At 51.0% G+C, this 17,272-nt stretch carries 20 protein-coding genes; 15 read left to right on the top strand and 5 right to left on the bottom strand.

The window, feature by feature from the left end; genetic code table 11:
- The first annotated feature begins 7 nt into the window (after positions 1 to 7).
- The 7 genes from AC2FNV_RS11650 to AC2FNV_RS11620 all read left to right on the top strand — a co-directional run bounded on the left by AC2FNV_RS11650 (position 8) and on the right by AC2FNV_RS11620 (position 7,691).
- Positions 8 to 1,036 carry an alcohol dehydrogenase catalytic domain-containing protein gene (locus tag AC2FNV_RS11650; RefSeq protein ID WP_496773359.1) on the top strand — a complete coding sequence of 343 codons (1,029 nt, stop codon included), beginning with the start codon at positions 8 to 10 and terminating at the stop codon, positions 1,034 to 1,036.
- Positions 1,037 to 1,104: 68 nt separating this feature from the next.
- Positions 1,105 to 1,980, top strand: a complete 876-nt coding sequence (locus AC2FNV_RS11645) for a branched-chain amino acid ABC transporter permease (RefSeq protein WP_170606909.1) — start codon at positions 1,105 to 1,107, stop codon at positions 1,978 to 1,980.
- A gap of 4 nt (positions 1,981 to 1,984) precedes the next feature.
- Positions 1,985 to 3,082, top strand: coding sequence for a branched-chain amino acid ABC transporter permease (locus tag AC2FNV_RS11640; protein ID WP_170606907.1), 1,098 nt, complete (start codon positions 1,985 to 1,987; stop codon positions 3,080 to 3,082).
- Positions 3,079 to 3,843 (top strand): ABC transporter ATP-binding protein, encoded by a 765-nt coding sequence (locus AC2FNV_RS11635; RefSeq protein WP_170606905.1) that lies wholly within the window; start codon positions 3,079 to 3,081, stop codon positions 3,841 to 3,843. The genes AC2FNV_RS11640 and AC2FNV_RS11635 overlap by 4 nt, the downstream gene beginning before the upstream one ends.
- Positions 3,840 to 4,613: an ABC transporter ATP-binding protein gene (locus AC2FNV_RS11630; protein WP_170606903.1), complete on the top strand. Its 774-nt coding sequence runs from the start codon at positions 3,840 to 3,842 to the stop codon at positions 4,611 to 4,613. The genes AC2FNV_RS11635 and AC2FNV_RS11630 overlap by 4 nt, the downstream gene beginning before the upstream one ends.
- Before the next feature lie 5 nt (positions 4,614 to 4,618).
- Positions 4,619 to 6,505 carry an AMP-dependent synthetase/ligase gene (locus tag AC2FNV_RS11625; RefSeq protein WP_170606901.1) on the top strand — a complete coding sequence of 629 codons (1,887 nt, stop codon included), beginning with the start codon at positions 4,619 to 4,621 and terminating at the stop codon, positions 6,503 to 6,505.
- Positions 6,506 to 6,530: 25 nt separating this feature from the next.
- Positions 6,531 to 7,691 carry an ABC transporter substrate-binding protein gene (locus AC2FNV_RS11620; protein ID WP_170610826.1) on the top strand — a complete coding sequence of 387 codons (1,161 nt, stop codon included), beginning with the start codon at positions 6,531 to 6,533 and terminating at the stop codon, positions 7,689 to 7,691.
- Between the two features lie 62 nt (positions 7,692 to 7,753).
- Here the strand turns inward: AC2FNV_RS11620 and rpsI are convergent, their stop codons facing one another.
- Both rpsI and rplM read right to left on the bottom strand, forming a co-directional pair.
- Complete coding sequence (rpsI, locus tag AC2FNV_RS11615; RefSeq protein WP_170480496.1) at positions 7,754 to 8,239, bottom strand: 30S ribosomal protein S9; 486 nt, start codon at positions 8,237 to 8,239, stop codon at positions 7,754 to 7,756.
- 6 nt (positions 8,240 to 8,245) lie between these two features.
- On the bottom strand, positions 8,246 to 8,704 hold the full coding sequence (rplM, locus tag AC2FNV_RS11610; protein WP_170480494.1) for a 50S ribosomal protein L13: 459 nt from the start codon (positions 8,702 to 8,704) through the stop codon (positions 8,246 to 8,248).
- Between the two features lie 239 nt (positions 8,705 to 8,943).
- Here rplM and AC2FNV_RS11605 point away from each other — a divergent pair, with 239 nt between their 5' ends.
- Positions 8,944 to 9,309: a nuclear transport factor 2 family protein gene (locus AC2FNV_RS11605; RefSeq protein ID WP_170606897.1), complete on the top strand. Its 366-nt coding sequence runs from the start codon at positions 8,944 to 8,946 to the stop codon at positions 9,307 to 9,309.
- A gap of 4 nt (positions 9,310 to 9,313) precedes the next feature.
- Here the strand turns inward: AC2FNV_RS11605 and AC2FNV_RS11600 are convergent, their stop codons facing one another.
- Positions 9,314 to 10,717 (bottom strand): aminotransferase-like domain-containing protein, encoded by a 1,404-nt coding sequence (locus tag AC2FNV_RS11600; protein ID WP_170606895.1) that lies wholly within the window; start codon positions 10,715 to 10,717, stop codon positions 9,314 to 9,316.
- A gap of 98 nt (positions 10,718 to 10,815) precedes the next feature.
- Here AC2FNV_RS11600 and AC2FNV_RS11595 point away from each other — a divergent pair, with 98 nt between their 5' ends.
- Positions 10,816 to 11,043: a DUF1127 domain-containing protein gene (locus AC2FNV_RS11595; RefSeq protein ID WP_170606894.1), complete on the top strand. Its 228-nt coding sequence runs from the start codon at positions 10,816 to 10,818 to the stop codon at positions 11,041 to 11,043.
- A gap of 62 nt (positions 11,044 to 11,105) precedes the next feature.
- Here the strand turns inward: AC2FNV_RS11595 and AC2FNV_RS11590 are convergent, their stop codons facing one another.
- On the bottom strand, positions 11,106 to 11,549 hold the full coding sequence (locus tag AC2FNV_RS11590) for a PaaI family thioesterase (RefSeq protein ID WP_170606892.1): 444 nt from the start codon (positions 11,547 to 11,549) through the stop codon (positions 11,106 to 11,108).
- A 30-nt stretch (positions 11,550 to 11,579) separates the two neighbouring features.
- Here AC2FNV_RS11590 and AC2FNV_RS11585 point away from each other — a divergent pair, with 30 nt between their 5' ends.
- The 4 genes from AC2FNV_RS11585 to gluQRS all read left to right on the top strand — a co-directional run bounded on the left by AC2FNV_RS11585 (position 11,580) and on the right by gluQRS (position 15,533).
- Positions 11,580 to 12,392 (top strand): enoyl-CoA hydratase, encoded by an 813-nt coding sequence (locus AC2FNV_RS11585; protein WP_302477841.1) that lies wholly within the window; start codon positions 11,580 to 11,582, stop codon positions 12,390 to 12,392.
- Positions 12,393 to 12,641: 249 nt separating this feature from the next.
- Entirely contained in the window at positions 12,642 to 14,000 is a 1,359-nt protein-coding gene (gene trmFO, locus AC2FNV_RS11580) for a methylenetetrahydrofolate--tRNA-(uracil(54)-C(5))-methyltransferase (FADH(2)-oxidizing) TrmFO (RefSeq protein ID WP_170606888.1), read from the top strand.
- Between the two features lie 19 nt (positions 14,001 to 14,019).
- Positions 14,020 to 14,634 (top strand): class I SAM-dependent DNA methyltransferase, encoded by a 615-nt coding sequence (locus AC2FNV_RS11575; RefSeq protein ID WP_170606886.1) that lies wholly within the window; start codon positions 14,020 to 14,022, stop codon positions 14,632 to 14,634.
- Entirely contained in the window at positions 14,631 to 15,533 is a 903-nt protein-coding gene (gene gluQRS, locus AC2FNV_RS11570; protein ID WP_170606884.1) for a tRNA glutamyl-Q(34) synthetase GluQRS, read from the top strand. Before AC2FNV_RS11575 ends, gluQRS begins: the two co-directional genes overlap by 4 nt.
- A gap of 35 nt (positions 15,534 to 15,568) precedes the next feature.
- Here the strand turns inward: gluQRS and hisI are convergent, their stop codons facing one another.
- Positions 15,569 to 15,958, bottom strand: a complete 390-nt coding sequence (gene hisI / locus AC2FNV_RS11565) for a phosphoribosyl-AMP cyclohydrolase (RefSeq protein ID WP_170606882.1) — start codon at positions 15,956 to 15,958, stop codon at positions 15,569 to 15,571.
- A 48-nt stretch (positions 15,959 to 16,006) separates the two neighbouring features.
- Here hisI and AC2FNV_RS11560 point away from each other — a divergent pair, with 48 nt between their 5' ends.
- Entirely contained in the window at positions 16,007 to 16,459 is a 453-nt protein-coding gene (locus AC2FNV_RS11560; protein WP_170480475.1) for an iron-sulfur cluster assembly scaffold protein, read from the top strand.
- Positions 16,460 to 16,520: 61 nt separating this feature from the next.
- Positions 16,521 to 17,159 carry a MarC family protein gene (locus AC2FNV_RS11555; protein ID WP_170606879.1) on the top strand — a complete coding sequence of 213 codons (639 nt, stop codon included), beginning with the start codon at positions 16,521 to 16,523 and terminating at the stop codon, positions 17,157 to 17,159.
- Positions 17,160 to 17,272: the final 113 nt, after the last annotated feature.

Below are 17,272 nucleotides of genomic sequence, written 5' to 3'. Positions count from 1 at the left end.
TCAACACATGAACACCTTACCCGCAACAATGTATTCCGTTGTACTAAACCACGGCGGATATTCCGGTACGGCGCTAGAACCGACGATAAAAGATGCTTCTGATTGGCTATCCGAAGCTGAATTACCGGTACCCTCGCCCGGGCCTGGGCAGGTTTTAATCCGGTTGCGGGCGGCTTCGGTTAACCCATCGGATATGCACTTTATTAAGGGTGAATACGGCCAACCGCGGGTAAAAGGTGCTCCGGCGGGATTCGAGGGTTGCGGCGATGTAGTGGCAACTGGTGCTGGTGCCGAAACGCTCCAGGATCAACGTGTTGCTTTTGTTGCGGCAGGATCAGGGGCTTGGGCAGAGTATGTCGTAACTCAAGGTCAAATGTGCATCCCATTGCGGCCCGACATTTCTGATGAAGATGGAGCATCCCAGATCGTGAACCCTTTAACTGCGATGGCCATGGTCGACTTGGCGCGAAATGACGGCGACGCTTTTGTGATTTCTGCGGCTAACAGCCAGTTGGGAAAATTGATGTGTAGTCTGGGTCGAGATTTAGGATTGAGTCCGATCGCATTGGTGCGCAGGCCAGAAACTGTTCAACCACTGAAAGAACTTGGTGCCGTCGAAGTATTGGTGACTTCGGATCCAAAGATCAAAGATCACTTCGCGTCTATTAGCACCAACATGAAACCACGGGTCTTTTTGGATGCAGTGGCCGATCAATTGTCTGAACAGCTGTTTTGCGCCATGCCGAACGGTGCTCGCTGGGTTATATATGGAAAGCTCAGCAGCGAAATGCCTCAATTGACGCAATCCGGGCAAATGATCTTTATGAGCAAACGAATTGAAGGGTTCTGGCTGACCCGATGGATGATGTCGACGCCCCTTGCAGAGCAAATGCGCGTGGTTGCCGAGGTGCAGGCCCGATTTGCCGATGGTCGTTGGAAAACTGATGTATCCGAGCGGCTTAGATTGAGCGAAGTTGTACCGAACCTTGCAAGTGCGCTGAAAAAGAGTGACGGCAAGGTCATTATCACGCCATAGTAACACCAAGCCCAACACCAGATCGGGGCGCCAACGTCGCCGGGCGCGCAGGCAACGGGAGGGAAAGCTTGGATAACGCACAGCTGCTTATCAGCGGGCTGGCGAATGGCTGCGTGTACGGCCTGATCGCTCTCGGTTTTGTGTTGATTTACAAAGCAACAGAAGCCGTGAACTTTGCGCAGGGCGACTTTATGATGCTGGGCGCTTTTGTAACCATCGGACTGACGAATACAGAGTACATGGGGCTGCCCTTCTGGATGGCTTTGCCGATTTCGTTAAGCATCATGGCAGCTGTCGGGTATCTTGTGGATCGTCTGATCATCCGAAGACTGTTTGGCGAAAGCCAGTCGGCGGTTGTAATTCTTACCATCGCCATGGGATTTGTAATACGTTTTGTTGCCGGATTGATCTGGGGGCATGAGCCGCAAACTTTGCAAAACCCGCTGGCGGGAAAGGATATCCGTTTTGGAGCGCTAGTTCTTGGCTTGGAAGACGTTGCCGTCATTGTCGTCACTTTATTGCTGACTATTGGGCTTTACTTGTTTTTTAGCCGAACCAAGCTGGGCCTCGCGATGCAAGCGGCATCACAAAACCAACTGGCTGCTTATTACATGGGTATCCCCGTCAAACAGGTTCAGGGTGTAATCTGGGCCTTGGCCGGTGTTGTCGCGTGTATTGCAGGCATTCTTTTTGCAGCCAAGGGATCGGTTGATCCAACCACGGGCTTGCTGGGAATAAAAGCATTTGCTGCTGCAGTGATTGGAGGGTTTGGTAGTTTGCCCGGTGCTTTAGCTGGCGGTCTTATTGTTGGCGTGATCGAGCCATTTGCCAGTCGGTATATTGCGGCTGGCTATAGCCAGGTTGCGCCCTATGCGTTGTTGTTGGCTGTTTTGATTTTTCGTCCCAACGGTTTGTTCAGCCAAGTACGGGCTAAAAAGGTCTAGCTACATGAGATTTGTGTTCAAAACAAATTACATTCAGGACATTCGCCCTTGGAAAGATGGATATCAACTAAGCCTCTATCTTTTTCTTCTGGCTTTGGTTTTTTCTGCCCCATGGTTGCTGGATGATTTCTTTCTGGGCGAGTTGACCAATGTTCTGATTTGGGCAATTGCCGGCCTGGGTTTGATGATTTTGACTGGCCATACAGGTCAGGTGAGCCTTGGGCACGCGGCTTTTCTGGCATTCGGTTGTTATGCAAACGTGGCTCTGATCGAAGCTGGCGTTCCTTTTCTGCTGGCTTTTCCTTTATCTGGTATTTTGACGGGAGTAGCTGGTGTTACCGTCGCAATCCCTGCTCTGCGGCTGCATGGTATTTATCTGGCGATTTTCACGTTGGCTCTCTCAATATTGATGGACGACATCATTGTGCTGGCTGAGCCGATCACCGGCGGCGTCACCGGTAAATTTGTCGGAGGCGTCGAGATATTCGGCAAACTGGTGGATCGATGGGCTACGCCAGTTGAGTTCTTCTGGCTGGTACTTGGTGTTACGTTATTGGTTACAATAGGGTATATCAATTTGTTAAGGGCGCCGTTAGGCCGCAGTTTTATCGCCGTTCGAGATTCAGAAGTTTCCGCTCAGGCAATGGGCGTGGACATTGCGCGGACCAAGATGATTTCGTTCGCTTTGTCCTGTTCTGTAACGGGTTGGGCCGGAGCATTGATGGGTCTCTATGCCGGAGCTTTCAACAACGAAACGTTCAGCGTTCTGATTTCGATCCAACTGCTGATGATGATTGTGATTGGAGGATTAGGTTCAATCCATGGAGCGTTTCTTGGTGCCATTGTGGTTGGCTTCTTGCCGCAATTCCTTTCCATCTCAAAGGAATATGTCGGCGCGATATTTGGCGGCAATGCCGTAGCCATTCCCGGGCTTGAATTTGGAATCTTTGGCATGATCTTGATCGCCTTCATCCTTTTCGAACCCTTGGGCATGTACGGTCGTTGGTTGAAAATTCGAACTTGGTTCGAGTTATTTCCATTTTACAGAAAGGAAATGTTCAAACGCCAGAAGTCGTACCTCAAGACGGAGCGCCTAAGGTGAGTTTGCTAGAATTTGAAAGTGTCACCCTGAACTTCGGGGGTCTCACGGCCGTCGACAATTTGTCTTTCGAAGTCGAAGAAGGAGAAGTTTTCGCCATTGTGGGGCCTAATGGCGCGGGTAAATCCACAGTCTTTAACCTTATATCGCGGTTCTATGATCCATTCGCTGGGTCAATCCGGTTTGATGGGCATGATTTGTTGCGGGTGAAACCGTCTGGTGTCGCATCGTACGGAGTGGCAAGGACTTTCCAGAATATCGAACTTTTTGAGCACGCGACCGTGTTACAGAATCTATTGGTCGGGCGCCATCGGCACCGCCGAACGAACTTGGTTTCAGAAATCCTTTTCCTACCTTCCGTAAGGCAGCAAGAGATTAAGAACCGTGAAAAAGTCGAAGAAATAATTGACTTTCTCGACCTCCAAGCGTTTCGCGACAAAATGATTTCGGGATTACCTTATGGCGTGAGGAAGGTTGTAGAGGTTGCCCGAGCCTTGGCAACAGACCCCAAACTTCTGCTGTTGGATGAGCCTGCCTCGGGTTTGTCGGTCGAAGAAACTACGGACATGCGCTGGTGGATCGATGATATCCGCAAGCAGATGGGTATCACTGTGTTGATGGTAGAGCACGACATGGGGCTCGTTTCAGGTGTTTCGGACCGAGTTTTAGCGATGGCTGACGGCGCAAAATTGGCGCTTGGTCCGCCAGAACATGTGCAATCCCATCCGGCTGTGATTGAAGCGTATCTTGGGAAAGCCTCATGAACGACCCAATCCTTATGATCCGAAACATTGAAAGTTTTTATGGCCCAATCCAAGCGATCCGAGGCGTTTCCCTTGATATTCTGGAAGGTCAGATTGTCTCGATCCTTGGTGCCAACGGCGCTGGAAAAACTACTTTAATGAAAACCGTTTCGGGGGTTATGGACCCAGAAAAGGGCCGTATCAATCTGAACGGAAAGGATATTCAGGGATTGGAACCACACGAAGTGGTGCAAAGGGGCATCGTCCACGTTCCCGAAGGACGCGAGGTTTTTCCCTTGATGACAGTGGATGAAAACCTCACTCTAGGTGCATATACAATATCCGATAAGTCCCTAATCGAAAGGGATCGGGAACTGGTTTTTCACTACTTTCCGGTTCTAAAAGCGCGCAGGCAGCAAGAGGCAGGTACACTGTCAGGTGGCCAACAACAAATGTTGGCAATCGGTCGCGGTTTGATGGCTAGCCCTAAAATCATGTTGTTGGACGAACCTTCACTGGGATTGTCGCCAATACTCGTGCAGGAGATTTTCGGCATTTTGCGGAGACTAAACGACGAGCAAAAAATGACCATGGTGCTTGTCGAGCAGAATGCCAACGCGGCGTTGGAATTGGCCCATCATGGGTACGTGATGGAACTTGGGCGGATCGTCATGGATGGTTCAGCAGAGGATTTGATGAAATCCGAAGACATCCAGAATTTTTATCTGGGCGTTCAAGAAGAAGGTGCTCGCGAAAATCGCCGTTGGAAGCGGAAAAAGACCTGGAGATGAACCAGATGAATGCCAGCACCCTGCCCGCTCAGAAAATTATCAATGGGGTCAGTTTCAACGCAACACCCGGTCAACGCCCGTTGCGCGTTGATGGATGCGTAACGGTTGGCGAGCTGTTTCACAAACGCTGCACTGAGCTAAGTGACCGAACAGCCCATCGGGAAAAAGATCTGGGTATTTGGAAGTCCTATTCGTGGTCTGACTACTGGAAACATGCAAAGTGGATCGGTCTCGCTTTGCGAGAATTAGGATTGAAGCGCGGCGAAGTCGTTTCAATTTTGTCTGAGGACCGCAAGGAATGGGCGTGGTTCGATATGGGCATACAGTGCGTTGGCGGCATTGCCTCGGGTGTTTACACAACGGACTCTGCCAGTCAGCTTCAATATTTGATCGCCGACAGCGACAGCCGGTTTTTGATCGTTGAAAACGAGGAACAGCTGGACAAGTTCTTTGAGATCGAAAACGAAGTCCCTGGCCTGTTGAAGGTGATAATCCTAGAAGACGAAGGCTTGCACGATCTGGATAATCCAAAGTGCCTAATGATTCAGGACCTGTACGCAATTGGTAATCAGGTCGAAGTTCATGAGAACGGATGGTTCGAGTCTGAGATCCAAAAAACGACGCCGCAAGACACGGCGATCCTTGTTTATACTTCCGGCACCACGGGCCAACCTAAGGGCGCGATGTTGAGTAACGAAAACATCTTGGCTGCAATCGAGGCGGGTGCGCACTCACTGCCTACGCTGGCTTCGGATGAGCAGCTTTGTTTTCTGCCCCTGTGTCATATTCTTGAACGTGACGTTTCGATCTATTTTCCGTTAGCGGCGCGATCCACAGTAAATTTTGCGGAAAGTCCAGAAACCGTTTTTGCCAACCTCCAAGAGGTTTCTCCGGCGACCTTTACGGCTGTTCCGCGGGTTTGGGAAAAGATTTATTCTCAGGTTCAAATAATGAAGCAAGAGGCCTCGGTAACTGGGCGTATAGCCTTTGAAATGGCCTTGAAGGTAGGGATGGACCGGGCGGAATACAGCATGAAAAACAATCCGGTACCGATCTACGTTGCAGTGCGATTTTGGATCTGGGATCAGCTTGTTCTGCGAAACTTGCGACGAATGTTAGGAATGGACAGATTACGTCGCGGTGGCTCGGGCGCGGCGCCGATTTCCCCCGAATTGCTGAAATGGTACTGGGCCATCGGTGTCCCTTTGATTGAAGGTTTCGGAATGACGGAAACGTCCGGGATCGCGACGCTAAACACACTTGAAGCCAACAAACCGGGCACCATCGGTAAAGCCGTCGCTGGTAGCGATATTCGGATTGCCGAAGATGGCGAAATTCAAATCAAGGGCCTGAATGTTTTCCAGGGTTATTGGAGAAACAATGCAAAGACGGCCGAGACATTCACAGCGGATGGATGGTTGCGCACAGGTGACTTGGGGAAGATGGACAATGACGGCTTTGTCACGATAACCGGGCGATCTAAGGATATTATCATCACGGCTGGCGGCAAAAACATCACTCCTGCCGAGATCGAAAGTCGATTGAAATTCAGTCTCTACATTTCGGATGCTGTCATCATTGGCGATGGTCGCAAATTTCTGACCGCACTGATCATGATTGATCAGGAACATGTCGAAAAATTTGCGCAGGATCATAAGGTTCCATTTTCCAACTTTGCCTCTTTGTGCGCTGCGCAAGAGATAAAAAAACTGATTGGAGCAGAAGTCGCTGCGACGAACGAAAAATTTGCCCGCGTCGAACAAATAAAAGACTTTCGGCTGATTGATGTCTTGTTAACCGCCGAAGATGACGAACTGACGGCCACCATGAAACTAAAGCGGGGACTGGTGGAGAAGAAACACTCACATCTCATTGATGACATGTACAATTAGATAGAGGTTCAAAGGGAGGAGAGACATGAGAAACTTGACGAAAGGTTTGGCGACAGCCGCCACTTTGGCAGTTTCCACTACATCAATCTGGGCGGAAACTCAGGGTGTAACGGATGACGAGATTGTCATCGGCTCTGTAAGCGACCTTAGCGGGATTTTTGCTGCGGTGGGTGTGCCAGCAACCAAAGGCGCGAACGTGGTTTTTGATCGCGTCAACGCCGAAGGTGGCGTTCATGGTCGAAAAATCCGTTACGTGGTCGAAGATAACGGGTACCAAATGCCTCGGGCGATGCAAGGTTACAACAAGCTGTTGAACCGAGATAAGGTTTTCGCAATGCTCCAATCTTTGGGTACACCAATGAATGTTGCAGGCTTTAAGCTATTGGACCCAAAGGGTATTCCAAATGTAGCGCCCCTTACCGCGGCCCGGCAAATGTTGCAGGAGCCAATGGACAACAAGTTCACTTCTTTCTCTACCTATTTTGACCAAAGCCGGATCGGCGTGAAATACTTGGCCAACGAGTTCGGGTCTCAAACCGTTTGCACGATGTACCTGCCCACAGATTTCGGTCAGGAAATTCTCGAAGGTAGTAAGGCGGGAGCGGAAGAAGCCGGGATCAAGTTTGGAACTGAAACGACCCATAAACCTGACGAAACGGATTTTGTCGGCTCGCTGAGCAAGTTAAAGGACGAAGGTTGCGATATCGTGACTATCGCCCTTGGCGTCCGCCAAGCGATCACCGTGGCTGGAACGGCAAAGAAAATGGGACTTAACGATATGAAGTTCCTTGGCACTTCAGCAAGCTTTCTGACTGTCGTCGCTCAGGTTCCTGGTGGTGTCACTGATGGTTTCTATGCAGCTGCATCGTGGCTGGATCTTTGGGCGCGAGCCGATGAGCCCGCCCCTGCGGCTTTTATCGCCGAGTATAAAGCAGCTACCGGGGAAGATCCGGTTGGCTTTTCGATGCTGGGTTATTCCGCTGCTGAAATGATGGTCATGGCGTTAGAGGCAGCCGGTCCAGATTTGACCCATGATAGCTTTATTTCTGCCATGGAAGCGCTTGATTACAATGATGAACTAGTCGGGAATCATATATCTTACGGGCCGGATGATCACCAAGGTGCCGATACTGTGTTTGTCAACGTGGTCGAAGGTGGGGCGTGGAATCTGGTTTACGAAGAATAGTCAAACAAAAGAAAAGGGCTCGCGCAGCGAGCCCTTTAAACTTTTTTGTAGTCCGTAGCGAATTAGCGCTTGGAAAACTGGAACGAACGACGCGCCTTGCGCTTACCATATTTCTTACGCTCAACAACGCGACTGTCGCGTGTAAGGAACCCAGCGGCCTTCAGAGCGCCGCGCAGGTTCGGATCATAGAGCTGCAGGGCTTTTGAGATGCCGTGCTTAACAGCGCCAGCCTGGCCTGTCAGCCCGCCGCCTTTGACGGTTGCGACAACATCGAATTCACCTTCAACGCCGGCAACCTGAAATGGCTGGCGCAGGATGAGTTGCAGAACCGGACGAGCGAAGTACTTGTCCTGATCTTTACCATTTACAGTGACTTTGCCGGAACCCGGCTTGATCCAAACGCGTGCAACAGCGTCTTTGCGCTTGCCCGTTGCGTATGAGCGGCCCAGTTCGTCACGCACTGGTTCGCGTGCGACAGTTTCTTCAGCCACGGTTTCAACGCCTGCAACGGCGCTCAGCTCTTCTAGAGTATTGATCTGATCAGCCATCGGTCATTAGCTCCGGGTGTTTTTCTTGTTCATGGACTTAACGTCCAGAACTTCGGGCGATTGCGCCTCATGAGGATGCTCGGCACCAGCATAGACACGCAAGTTCGTCATCTGCTGGCGTGCCAGGCGGTTACCGGGCAGCATGCGCTTTACTGCCTGAGTTACAACGCGTTCGGGGTGCGCACCTTCAAGAATTTCCTGTTTGGTGCGCGATTTGATGCCGCCCGGATGGCCAGTGTGCCAATAGAAGTTTTCGTCGCGCTTCTTTCCGGTCATCTGAATTTTATCAGCGTTGATAACGATGACGTTGTCGCCCATATCCATATTCGGTGTGAACGAAGCTTTGTGCTTGCCACGCAGACGCATGGCGACAATCGAGGCAAGGCGACCCAGAACGACGCCTTCTGCGTCTATCAGGATCCATTTCTTGTCGATGTCTGCAGGAGTTGCAGAAAAGGTTTTCATGTCAGGACAATCCTGTTTGATGTGAAAGACCGGCCTGATCGCAGACCGGTCCAAATTCGATGAAGGGTATTTAGATCGAGTGGAATTTCACGTCAAGCGCCGTTGGTGTTATTTTATTGTTAAATATCAGATGGATAAAAAATAGGTATTATTATACCCCAAGTTTTGGGATGTTGTTGCATTCACGCGAGGGCTGCTAATCTTCTTATAAATTCATCCAATGGATTTAGGAGCTTTCGATGCAAGAAATAAATAATACGATCACGGTTTACGGCGCAGCCTGGCAGGAAACCGATCCCGAAAGACGTTCCCAATTGTTGGACCATTGTTTTGCCGAGAATGGACGATATGTGGACCCCACGGCTGATGTCGGAGGCAGGCAGCAACTCTGTGAGCACATCGGCAATGTCCTTAAGGATACGAAAGGGCGTGTTGAAATTATCAGTGCTCCCACTGTTCATCACGATGTCGTCCATTTCACGTGGCACATGATCGCGCCCGACGGTAGCGTCATGGTTTCAGGACATGATTTTGTTCAATTGAATAAGCAAGGGCAAATAGCGCATCTTGCTGGTTTTTTTGGCGATCCGGATCCCTTGGCGTGAGATGTCAAACGCTGATTTGTTCCGGTGGATTGTCCAGCAAAGTCCGCAAACGCACCATCGCATTTTCGAACCGATTTAACGACACATGGCCATTGACGGCGATGCGTACTGCATTCGGGGCACGGCCATCTCGGAGCGCGAATTCATCGGCCGAACGCAACTGAATACCCTCTCTTTCTGCCGCTCTGCTAAATGCAGCAGAACGCCATCCCGCTGGCAGGTTGAGCCACAGGAAAGGAACGTCTGGCGCCCAATTTAGATCAAAACCACCCAGAACATTAACGGCAACCCGCACATACTCACCCATCCTCTTGCGCACATCACTGGCTACTTCGCGCGTGCGTGGGTCTGATAAAAGCAGGCGAGTCAACTCGGCAAGAGGTTGGGCTAATCCGAAATAACCGTATTCGGCCGACCGCCTCAGATCTGCACTGCGCTCTCTTGGGGCGATGGCGAAACCGATACGCAAGGCAGGTGTCAGTATTTTTGAAATCGACGAAACGTGCCATCCGCGCTCGGGCGCCAATGCGCGAAAACTAGGTTCACGTGCTTCACCCATGCGGTAGCAATCGTCTTCCACAATCTGAACGTTATGACGGCGTGCCACTTCGACAATTTCTTTACGGCGTTCCAGTGGAGTGTGCAGGCCGGTAGGATTTTGCACCTCTGGAGAAACGCAGACCGCCTGCGCGGGGGTCTGTCGGAGCACATGATCCATGGCATCGGGATCGACGCCCCATTTGTCCATTCTGATGCCGATGACTTCGGCGCGCATCAATTCTCCTGCCCGACGGAACCCGGCGTAGGACAGGTCCTCAACCAGCACGACTGGTTTTGCCCCTTGTAGGATGGTCTGAAATACTAAGCACAGACCATTCTGTCCTCCATGTGTCAAAACAATATCGTCGTGGGTCAATGCCCCAAGAGGCAAATCAGACAACCACTCGGCTACCACCTGCCGCATCGGTTTATACGCGTCGCGGGTCGGGTAGTTCAAAAACAACCAGGGATCGGCCTTTGCCACTTTTTGCAGGCATTCCCGGATCAAGGCCACCTGCCCCACATCTGCCAGACGCGGGCTGAACAGGCTCACATGATTTTCGTTTTTTTCTTCCAGTAAATGCAGTTGTCGAGACCAAACATCATCCAAAATCGGAGATTTCGGCGGAGCAACGAATGTACCGCGCCCAACCTCGGCCAGAAGCAGCCCCTCGTCCGTCAATATTGTATAAGCTCTCGCTACGGTTCCCGGTGTTATTCGTAAGCGATACGCAAGTTCGCGGACCGGAGGAAGTTTAGCGCCAACCTCCAGTGTTTTGTTTTCGATTGCTTTTCTAATTGTATCGGCAACCAGCGTATATTTTGCACCCTTTGCCCTAGGCAACGACTCCGGCCAAATTGTATCCATTACAATTCTTTCTTTGATTTCGACACAATTTTGAATGTACCCACAATTGTACCGAATGTCTTATATTTGTGTCAATACAATTTGAAAGGATACTCAAGATGACACGCTCAATGCACATACCTGCCCTTGCACTGCTGAATGACAGCCCTCGGCTGCCTCTTATCGCAGCCCTGGCCGTGCAATTTGCAGCGACTGTCACAAAATGGGAGCAGCGCCGCCGTAGTCGCGTGAACCTTGGCAAACTAGACGATCGTTTACTGCGCGACGTCGGATTGACGCGATTTCAAGCCCATGACGAAATCGGCCTTTACTTCTGGATGAAATGAATTGTCCCCAGTCCCATTTCATTGGGACCTCTTCCTTGGCCGGGGTTTGTCCCCGGCCTTTTTTATCCAAATGACGCTGCAGCTGAACCTGCCGGTGGAGTGGAATAGGTTAAACTTGCACGTGCAACAACGTCATCTGAACCTTCTGAAAACATAAGCACGTCTCCGACAGCCAGACTGCGGCCAAGTTTTAGAAGCCGGCATTTCGCAATTAAGTCCACCCCGCCGATCGGTTTGCGCAAAAAGTCCATTGAACTGTTGGTGGTTACGGCAAGAGATTGACGTCCTTTTCGAGCAAGCACCATAGCATAAACACTTACGTCAGCCAGACCAAACATCGACGGTCCCGACACCGTTCCGCCTGGTCTTAGATGTCGTTCAGTCACGACAAGGCGCATGGTGATACCCGATTCTGTTAGTTCCTCGATTACAAAATCTTGATGAACCTGTGGAAAAACCTGCACCAGGTATTCAGCCAATTCTTTTTTGTTCAGAGCCAATGACATACTTTCACTCCTTGCCGTACCGCCCTAGAGTTGGCCAACAGCCAGCAGGAGGGCAAGATGGCAATTCTGGAACGTAACGACATTGGCGCGGTGGCGCGCTTGACTATGAATGCTCCAGAGCGCCTGAACGCCTTGAGTGATGAAATGTTGGCGGCCCTTCAAGCCCAACTCGATTCGCTCCGAGATGATCGATCTATTCGTGCTGTGATCCTAAGTGGTGCAGGCAAGGCCTTCTGTGCTGGCCATGATTTGAAACAGATGACGCAAGGTCGGCAAGCGGAAGACGGGGGGCTTGCATACTTTCAAGATTTGTTTGACCGCTGCGCTAAGATGATGATGTCAATCCAAAGTCTTCCGCAACCAGTTATCGCGCAAATCCATGGTATTGCCACTGCGGCCGGGTGCCAGTTGGTCGCAACATGCGATTTAGCCATAGCAGCCGACAGTACGCGTTTCGGTGTTAATGGAGTAAATATCGGCCTGTTTTGTTCTACGCCCATGGTTGCGCTCAGTAGAAACGTTCCGCGAAAACTTGCTTTTGAGATGCTGACCACCGGTGATTTCATTACGGCAAGTCGAGCCGCTGAAATAGGCCTGATCAATCGGGTTGTATCTGAGTCAAGCCTGGATCAAGAAGCAAACGCGTTGGCGGAACGCCTTGCTGAAAAGCTAGGATCAGCAGTAAAGGTGGGAAAAGAAGCATTTTACCAGCAAATTCAAATGCCTACAGATCTGGCTTACACTTACGCTGCCGAGGTGATGGCGCAGAATATGCTTCATAGAGATACCGAGGAAGGAATAAACGCCTTTATCGAAAAAAGACCTCCTAATTGGAAGCAATAAGACGATTATTTTAAACGATTTTCGCGGCTCGTGGTGTTTTTTTGCTTTTCAAATGGGCGACAGTGTGGCAAAGGTGGGACAAGGCTAAGGCCTTAAGGACACTTTTGGGTCGCCGTCGGCGGAAGGTCCCTCCAAGCCGGTTTCTCTCACCGGCGTAGACATTCCCGCAGCGGCGACCCCAAGATTACCCAAAAATTTACCTGTAAACGTGCGTTGCACGCAGTGTGTCTGTGCCCTATGTGGCTGCACATGACACAGAAATTACACATTGTAGGCGGCGGCATGGCTGGGTCCGAGGCCGCCTGGCAAGCGGCGGAAATGGGCGTTGACGTTGTTGTTCATGAAATGCGACCCAAAGTTGGCACTTTTGCGCACCAAACCGGGAACCTTGCGGAAATGGTGTGTTCGAATTCCTTTCGATCGGACGATGATGAGCAGAATGCAGTTGGTTTGCTACATTGGGAAATGCGCGCTGCTGATGGATTAATTATGACCACTGCCGACGCGCACCGCTTACCCGCCGGAGGAGCGCTGGCTGTAGATCGTGACCCATTTGCAGTAGAGGTGACCGCCAAACTTCTAGCCCATCCCCGGGTTACATTAAATTCAGAGGAAATATCCTGCTTACCGGAAGATGGGCATTGGATATTTTCTACTGGCCCACTGACGTCGACTTCGCTGGGTTCGGCAATCAAATCCGAAACCGGATCTGACGCATTAGCGTTTTTCGATGCAATCGCGCCCATAGTCTACACAGACAGCATCGACATGAGCCAAGCCTGGATGCAATCGCGCTATGACAAAGGTGAAACCGAAGAGGAGCGCGCAGCGTACCTGAATTGTCCCATGGACCGAGATCAATATGAGGCTTTCATTGACGCGCTGCTGGCTGCCGAAAAGACAGAATTCCACGAAGGTGAAACTGCCGGGTACTTTGATGGTTGCCTGCCGATCGAAGTGATGGCCGAACGAGGCCGAGAAACATTGCGACATGGGCCGATGAAACCTGTTGGCCTGACTAACCCGCACCATCCGGATATTAAACCCTACGCCGTCGTGCAATTGCGCAGGGATAATGCGCTTGGAACACTTTTCAATATCGTAGGATTTCAAACTAAGATGAAATACGGCGCACAGGCAGATGTTTTCCGAATGATTCCCGGGCTGGAGAATGCCAGTTTCGCGCGATTGGGTGGTATCCATAGAAACACATTTATCAATTCACCCACGCTGCTGGATGAGCAAATGCGGTTGAAATCCCGTCCGAACATCAGATTTGCCGGTCAAATCACAGGGGTCGAGGGTTATGTCGAAAGCGCCGCAATGGGGCTTCTGGCCGGACGGTTTGCTGCGGCCGAGATTTTGGGGCGTCAAATTCCCGCCGTTCCGCAGGACAGTGCGATGGGCGCCCTTATACATCACATCACCGGAGGAGCCGAAGCGAAGACCTTTCAGCCAATGAACGTGAATTTTGGTTTATTTCGACCTGTCGACGGCCTCAAAGGTGGACGCCGTGGACGCAAGGACCGCTACAAGGCCTACACGGATCGCGCAAAAGCGGCTTGGACCGATTGGTTGTCGCATTGGCGGCTGGACGCGACGCATTAACGCCGCCTAAAATGAGGCCATGAGCAACAAAAACTTCAAAGACGTTTACGATCTGAATTCTCCTCAGGATACCCAAGAGCATTATCGCAAATGGGCCTCGTCTTACGATGACGATGTTGGCGAAAATGGGTACGTTACACCAACACGTGTTGCCGAAGCGTTATGGTCCAAAATGCCAGATGCTGACGTTCCTATACTGGACTACGGCTGTGGAACCGGCCTGTCTGGACTGGCGCTAAGCAAGGTCGGGTACAATGTGATTGATGGAATGGATCCGACACCTGAAATGCTGAAAGGCGCTGAAGATAAAGGTGTATATCGCCATGTTGAGGATTTCGATATTACCGATCCCAATCCATTGAAGCAGGGAGCCTATTCTGCAATTACTGCGATCGGAGTAATTGGCACCGGCGCAGCGCCTCCGGGAACTTTTGATCTATTGATGAACGCGTTGCCCAAGGGCGGTTTTCTGGCCTTTTCGTTCAATAATCTGACTTTGGCAGATCCCAGTTACACTACCAGGCTCAGTGATTGGCTTGATATGGGTCATGCCCGTCTGCTGTTTCGTGAAAACGGGCCGCACCTGCAGGGTATGGACATGAAGTCTGACGTGTATGTATTAGAAAAGACGTGATATTCAGAACACGATTTGCGCCTTCGCCTACGGGCCCTTTGCACCTTGGCCATGCGTATTCGGCATTGTTGGCCTATGATACGGCGCTGTCCAAAAGGGGCGAATTCGTGCTGCGGATAGAGGATATTGACCAATCTCGGGCCCGGCCGCATTGGGAGCAGCAGATTTACAACGATTTGCATTGGTTAGGTCTGCGATGGCCAACTCCTGTGATGCGGCAATCCGAACGTTTGGACCTTTATCAGGGCGCTTTGGATAGATTGTGGGCTAAAGGCCTTCTGTACCCATGCACTTGCAATCGCAAGGACATTTCTGCCGCTGTCAACGCTCCTCAGGAAGGCGCGCCTCTAATTGGCCCCGATGGTATAATCTATCCTGGAACCTGTCGTTCAAAGGGGGCAGCTAATTTTTCCCCGGATCAAAGACGACCAACTGACACAGTGCTTAGGTTGGATATCGCTAAAGCAGTTCGCGAGGCGCGTAAGCTTTTGCTCAGTATTCAAGGTGGCGAAATAGCCAGATTTGAAGAACGTGGGCAAGGTCCCAGAGGCGAAACCGGGATTATTGAGTTCTCTGCTCAGGAAATGGAAAATACCATAGGTGACGTCGTGCTGTCTCGACGAGATATGGGTACTTCGTACCACCTTTCCGTCGTGGTGGACGACGGTGAGCAAGGAATAACACATGTTGTACGTGGGCAAGACCTGTTTGAAGCCACCCGGATACACGTCTTGCTGCAAGTATTGCTGGACTTACCCACCCCGATTTACATTCACCACAAGCTGATTCGGGACGAAAACGGCAAGCGTCTTGCAAAGCGCGATGACGCGCGTGCCATAGAGAAATATCGAAACGACGGCGTGACACCCGCAGGCATCAGAAAGCTGGTTGGCCTTTGATTTTCTTTGCCAGAGGAAAGTGCCCAGCCCGCAATTTAAGTCATAGGGGCCATCAACTCAACTTCTTTGCCGTCCCTCACGGCAGTATAAAAACAGGTTCTACGATTGGTATGACAAGCAGCTCCTGTTTGACGCACCACAACTAAAAGACAGTCCCGGTCGCAATCGATGCGGAAGTCGACAAGTTCTTGCACGTGACCAGAGCTTTCGCCTTTTATCCAAAACGCTTTTCTTGATCTTGACCAGTAGGTTACACGCCGTGTCTCAATTGTTCGTTGTATGGCCTGTTCGTTCATCCAAGCCATCATCAAAACTTCGCCTGTGCTTTCGTCCTGCGCGATGGCGGGTACAAGGCCCGCCTCGTTGTATTTGATCGACGTTGGATCAAATTTGGCAGTTTGCGACATGGTAAAAACCTTTTGCATCCATTCGTTTGGCTACTATGTATGGGGAACAGTCAACGAGGGAAACCCATGTCTGGCGAAACCGATCTGATCAAGCTTTATTCCGGGCGCATCCTTGCGTTAGCAGCAGATATCCCCCTGTTGGACCGTCTCGACAACCCAGATGCGACGGTCAAGAAACGTGCGCCATTGTGCGGTTCAACCGTTACAGTGGACGTCAAAATGCGCGATGGACGGATAGCCGAGTTTGGACAAGACGTAAAAGCGTGTGCGCTTGGTCAAGCCTCCGCGTCTGTTGTTGGTAGCTCGATCATCGGTTCAACCCGAAAGCAGGTGGAAACCGCACGTGATCAACTGGCTACCATGCTGAAGAAGAACGGTCCTGCCCCGGATGCCCCATTTGATGGGCTGCAGGTTCTAATGCCGGCCCGGGAATACAAAAACAGGCACGCGTCTATCTTATTGACGCTGGAGGCGACAGCCGAAGCCATGGAGCAGGCGGAACAAGCCAACTGCGCCTGATCGTGGCGTTGGTGCAGAATTCTGTTTAACCTCCCGTCAAGCTATCGCGGAGTGAATTCATTTGGACAATTTATTGGAACATTTCGTCACCCTTTGGGTTGTCATTGATCCAATTGGCACCATCCCTGTTTTTATCGCGGTGACCGCTGGTCTTGAAGCTGCTGCTCGTCGTCGAACGGCTTTACTTGCTTCTTTGATCAGCGCAGGGGTGTTGTTGTTTTTTCTTATTTTTGGGCAGCTTCTAATAGAGGCGTTAGATATCGGGCTCAATTCTTTTCAGGTCGCCGGTGGCATCATCCTTTTCCTATTCGCGCTGACCATGATTTTTGGCGAAAGCAAACAGGAAATCGAAAGACGTCAGGCTGAAGAAGACAGGGGCGACAAAATGCATCAGCACAACCCTGCTATTTTTCCTTTGGCCGTTCCGTCTTTGGCTTCGCCCGGAGCAATGTTGGCGATCGTCATTCTTACGGATAACCATCGGTTCAGTGCTGCGGATCAGGGGATTACCGCCATGGTAATGCTTGTCGTGATAGCAATTGCTTTTGTGCTGATGTTGCTGGCAGAGCCTATTATCCGTCTAATCGGGCACTCAGGCGCCGCGATAATAAGCCGGGTTATGGGAATGATTTTGGCTTCGGTCGCAGTAAATTCTGTGCTGTCGGCCTTACTCGAAATCATGAAAACCGGGCAGTTGTAAAAAAGAACGCCGCTCCTTCCGGGCGGAAAGGGCGGCGTTAGGTTTTGCGTTTCTCGCGTGGGATCCGGAATTCCGCGCAGGGGCCGAGGCAGGCCCCTCAAGGGGTTTGGGAC

Source organism: Ruegeria sp. BHSA163 (assembly GCF_059613365.1).
The sequence above is the reverse complement of the archived record's forward strand: the minus strand, read 5'-3'. Positions and strand labels throughout refer to the sequence as shown.

Excerpts from the sequence above, each read along its gene's own strand:
- AC2FNV_RS11600 (WP_170606895.1), bottom strand. The coding sequence starts at position 10,717 with ATGGATACAATTTGGCCGGAGTCGTTGCCTAGGGCAAAGGGTGCAAAA.
- hisI (WP_170606882.1), bottom strand. The coding sequence starts at position 15,958 with ATGCAAAAGGTTTTTACCATGTCGCAAACTGCCAAATTTGATCCAACG.
- AC2FNV_RS11625 (WP_170606901.1), top strand. The coding sequence starts at position 4,619 with ATGAATGCCAGCACCCTGCCCGCTCAGAAAATTATCAATGGGGTCAGT.
- AC2FNV_RS11560 (WP_170480475.1), top strand. The coding sequence starts at position 16,007 with ATGTCTGGCGAAACCGATCTGATCAAGCTTTATTCCGGGCGCATCCTT.
- trmFO (WP_170606888.1), top strand. The coding sequence starts at position 12,642 with ATGACACAGAAATTACACATTGTAGGCGGCGGCATGGCTGGGTCCGAG.
- rpsI (WP_170480496.1), bottom strand. The coding sequence starts at position 8,239 with ATGGCTGATCAGATCAATACTCTAGAAGAGCTGAGCGCCGTTGCAGGC.
- AC2FNV_RS11595 (WP_170606894.1), top strand. The coding sequence starts at position 10,816 with ATGACACGCTCAATGCACATACCTGCCCTTGCACTGCTGAATGACAGC.
- AC2FNV_RS11650 (WP_496773359.1), top strand. The coding sequence starts at position 8 with ATGAACACCTTACCCGCAACAATGTATTCCGTTGTACTAAACCACGGC.
- rplM (WP_170480494.1), bottom strand. The coding sequence starts at position 8,704 with ATGAAAACCTTTTCTGCAACTCCTGCAGACATCGACAAGAAATGGATC.
- AC2FNV_RS11630 (WP_170606903.1), top strand. The coding sequence starts at position 3,840 with ATGAACGACCCAATCCTTATGATCCGAAACATTGAAAGTTTTTATGGC.
- AC2FNV_RS11605 (WP_170606897.1), top strand. The coding sequence starts at position 8,944 with ATGCAAGAAATAAATAATACGATCACGGTTTACGGCGCAGCCTGGCAG.
- AC2FNV_RS11575 (WP_170606886.1), top strand. The coding sequence starts at position 14,020 with ATGAGCAACAAAAACTTCAAAGACGTTTACGATCTGAATTCTCCTCAG.
- AC2FNV_RS11640 (WP_170606907.1), top strand. The coding sequence starts at position 1,985 with ATGAGATTTGTGTTCAAAACAAATTACATTCAGGACATTCGCCCTTGG.
- AC2FNV_RS11620 (WP_170610826.1), top strand. The coding sequence starts at position 6,531 with ATGAGAAACTTGACGAAAGGTTTGGCGACAGCCGCCACTTTGGCAGTT.
- AC2FNV_RS11590 (WP_170606892.1), bottom strand. The coding sequence starts at position 11,549 with ATGTCATTGGCTCTGAACAAAAAAGAATTGGCTGAATACCTGGTGCAG.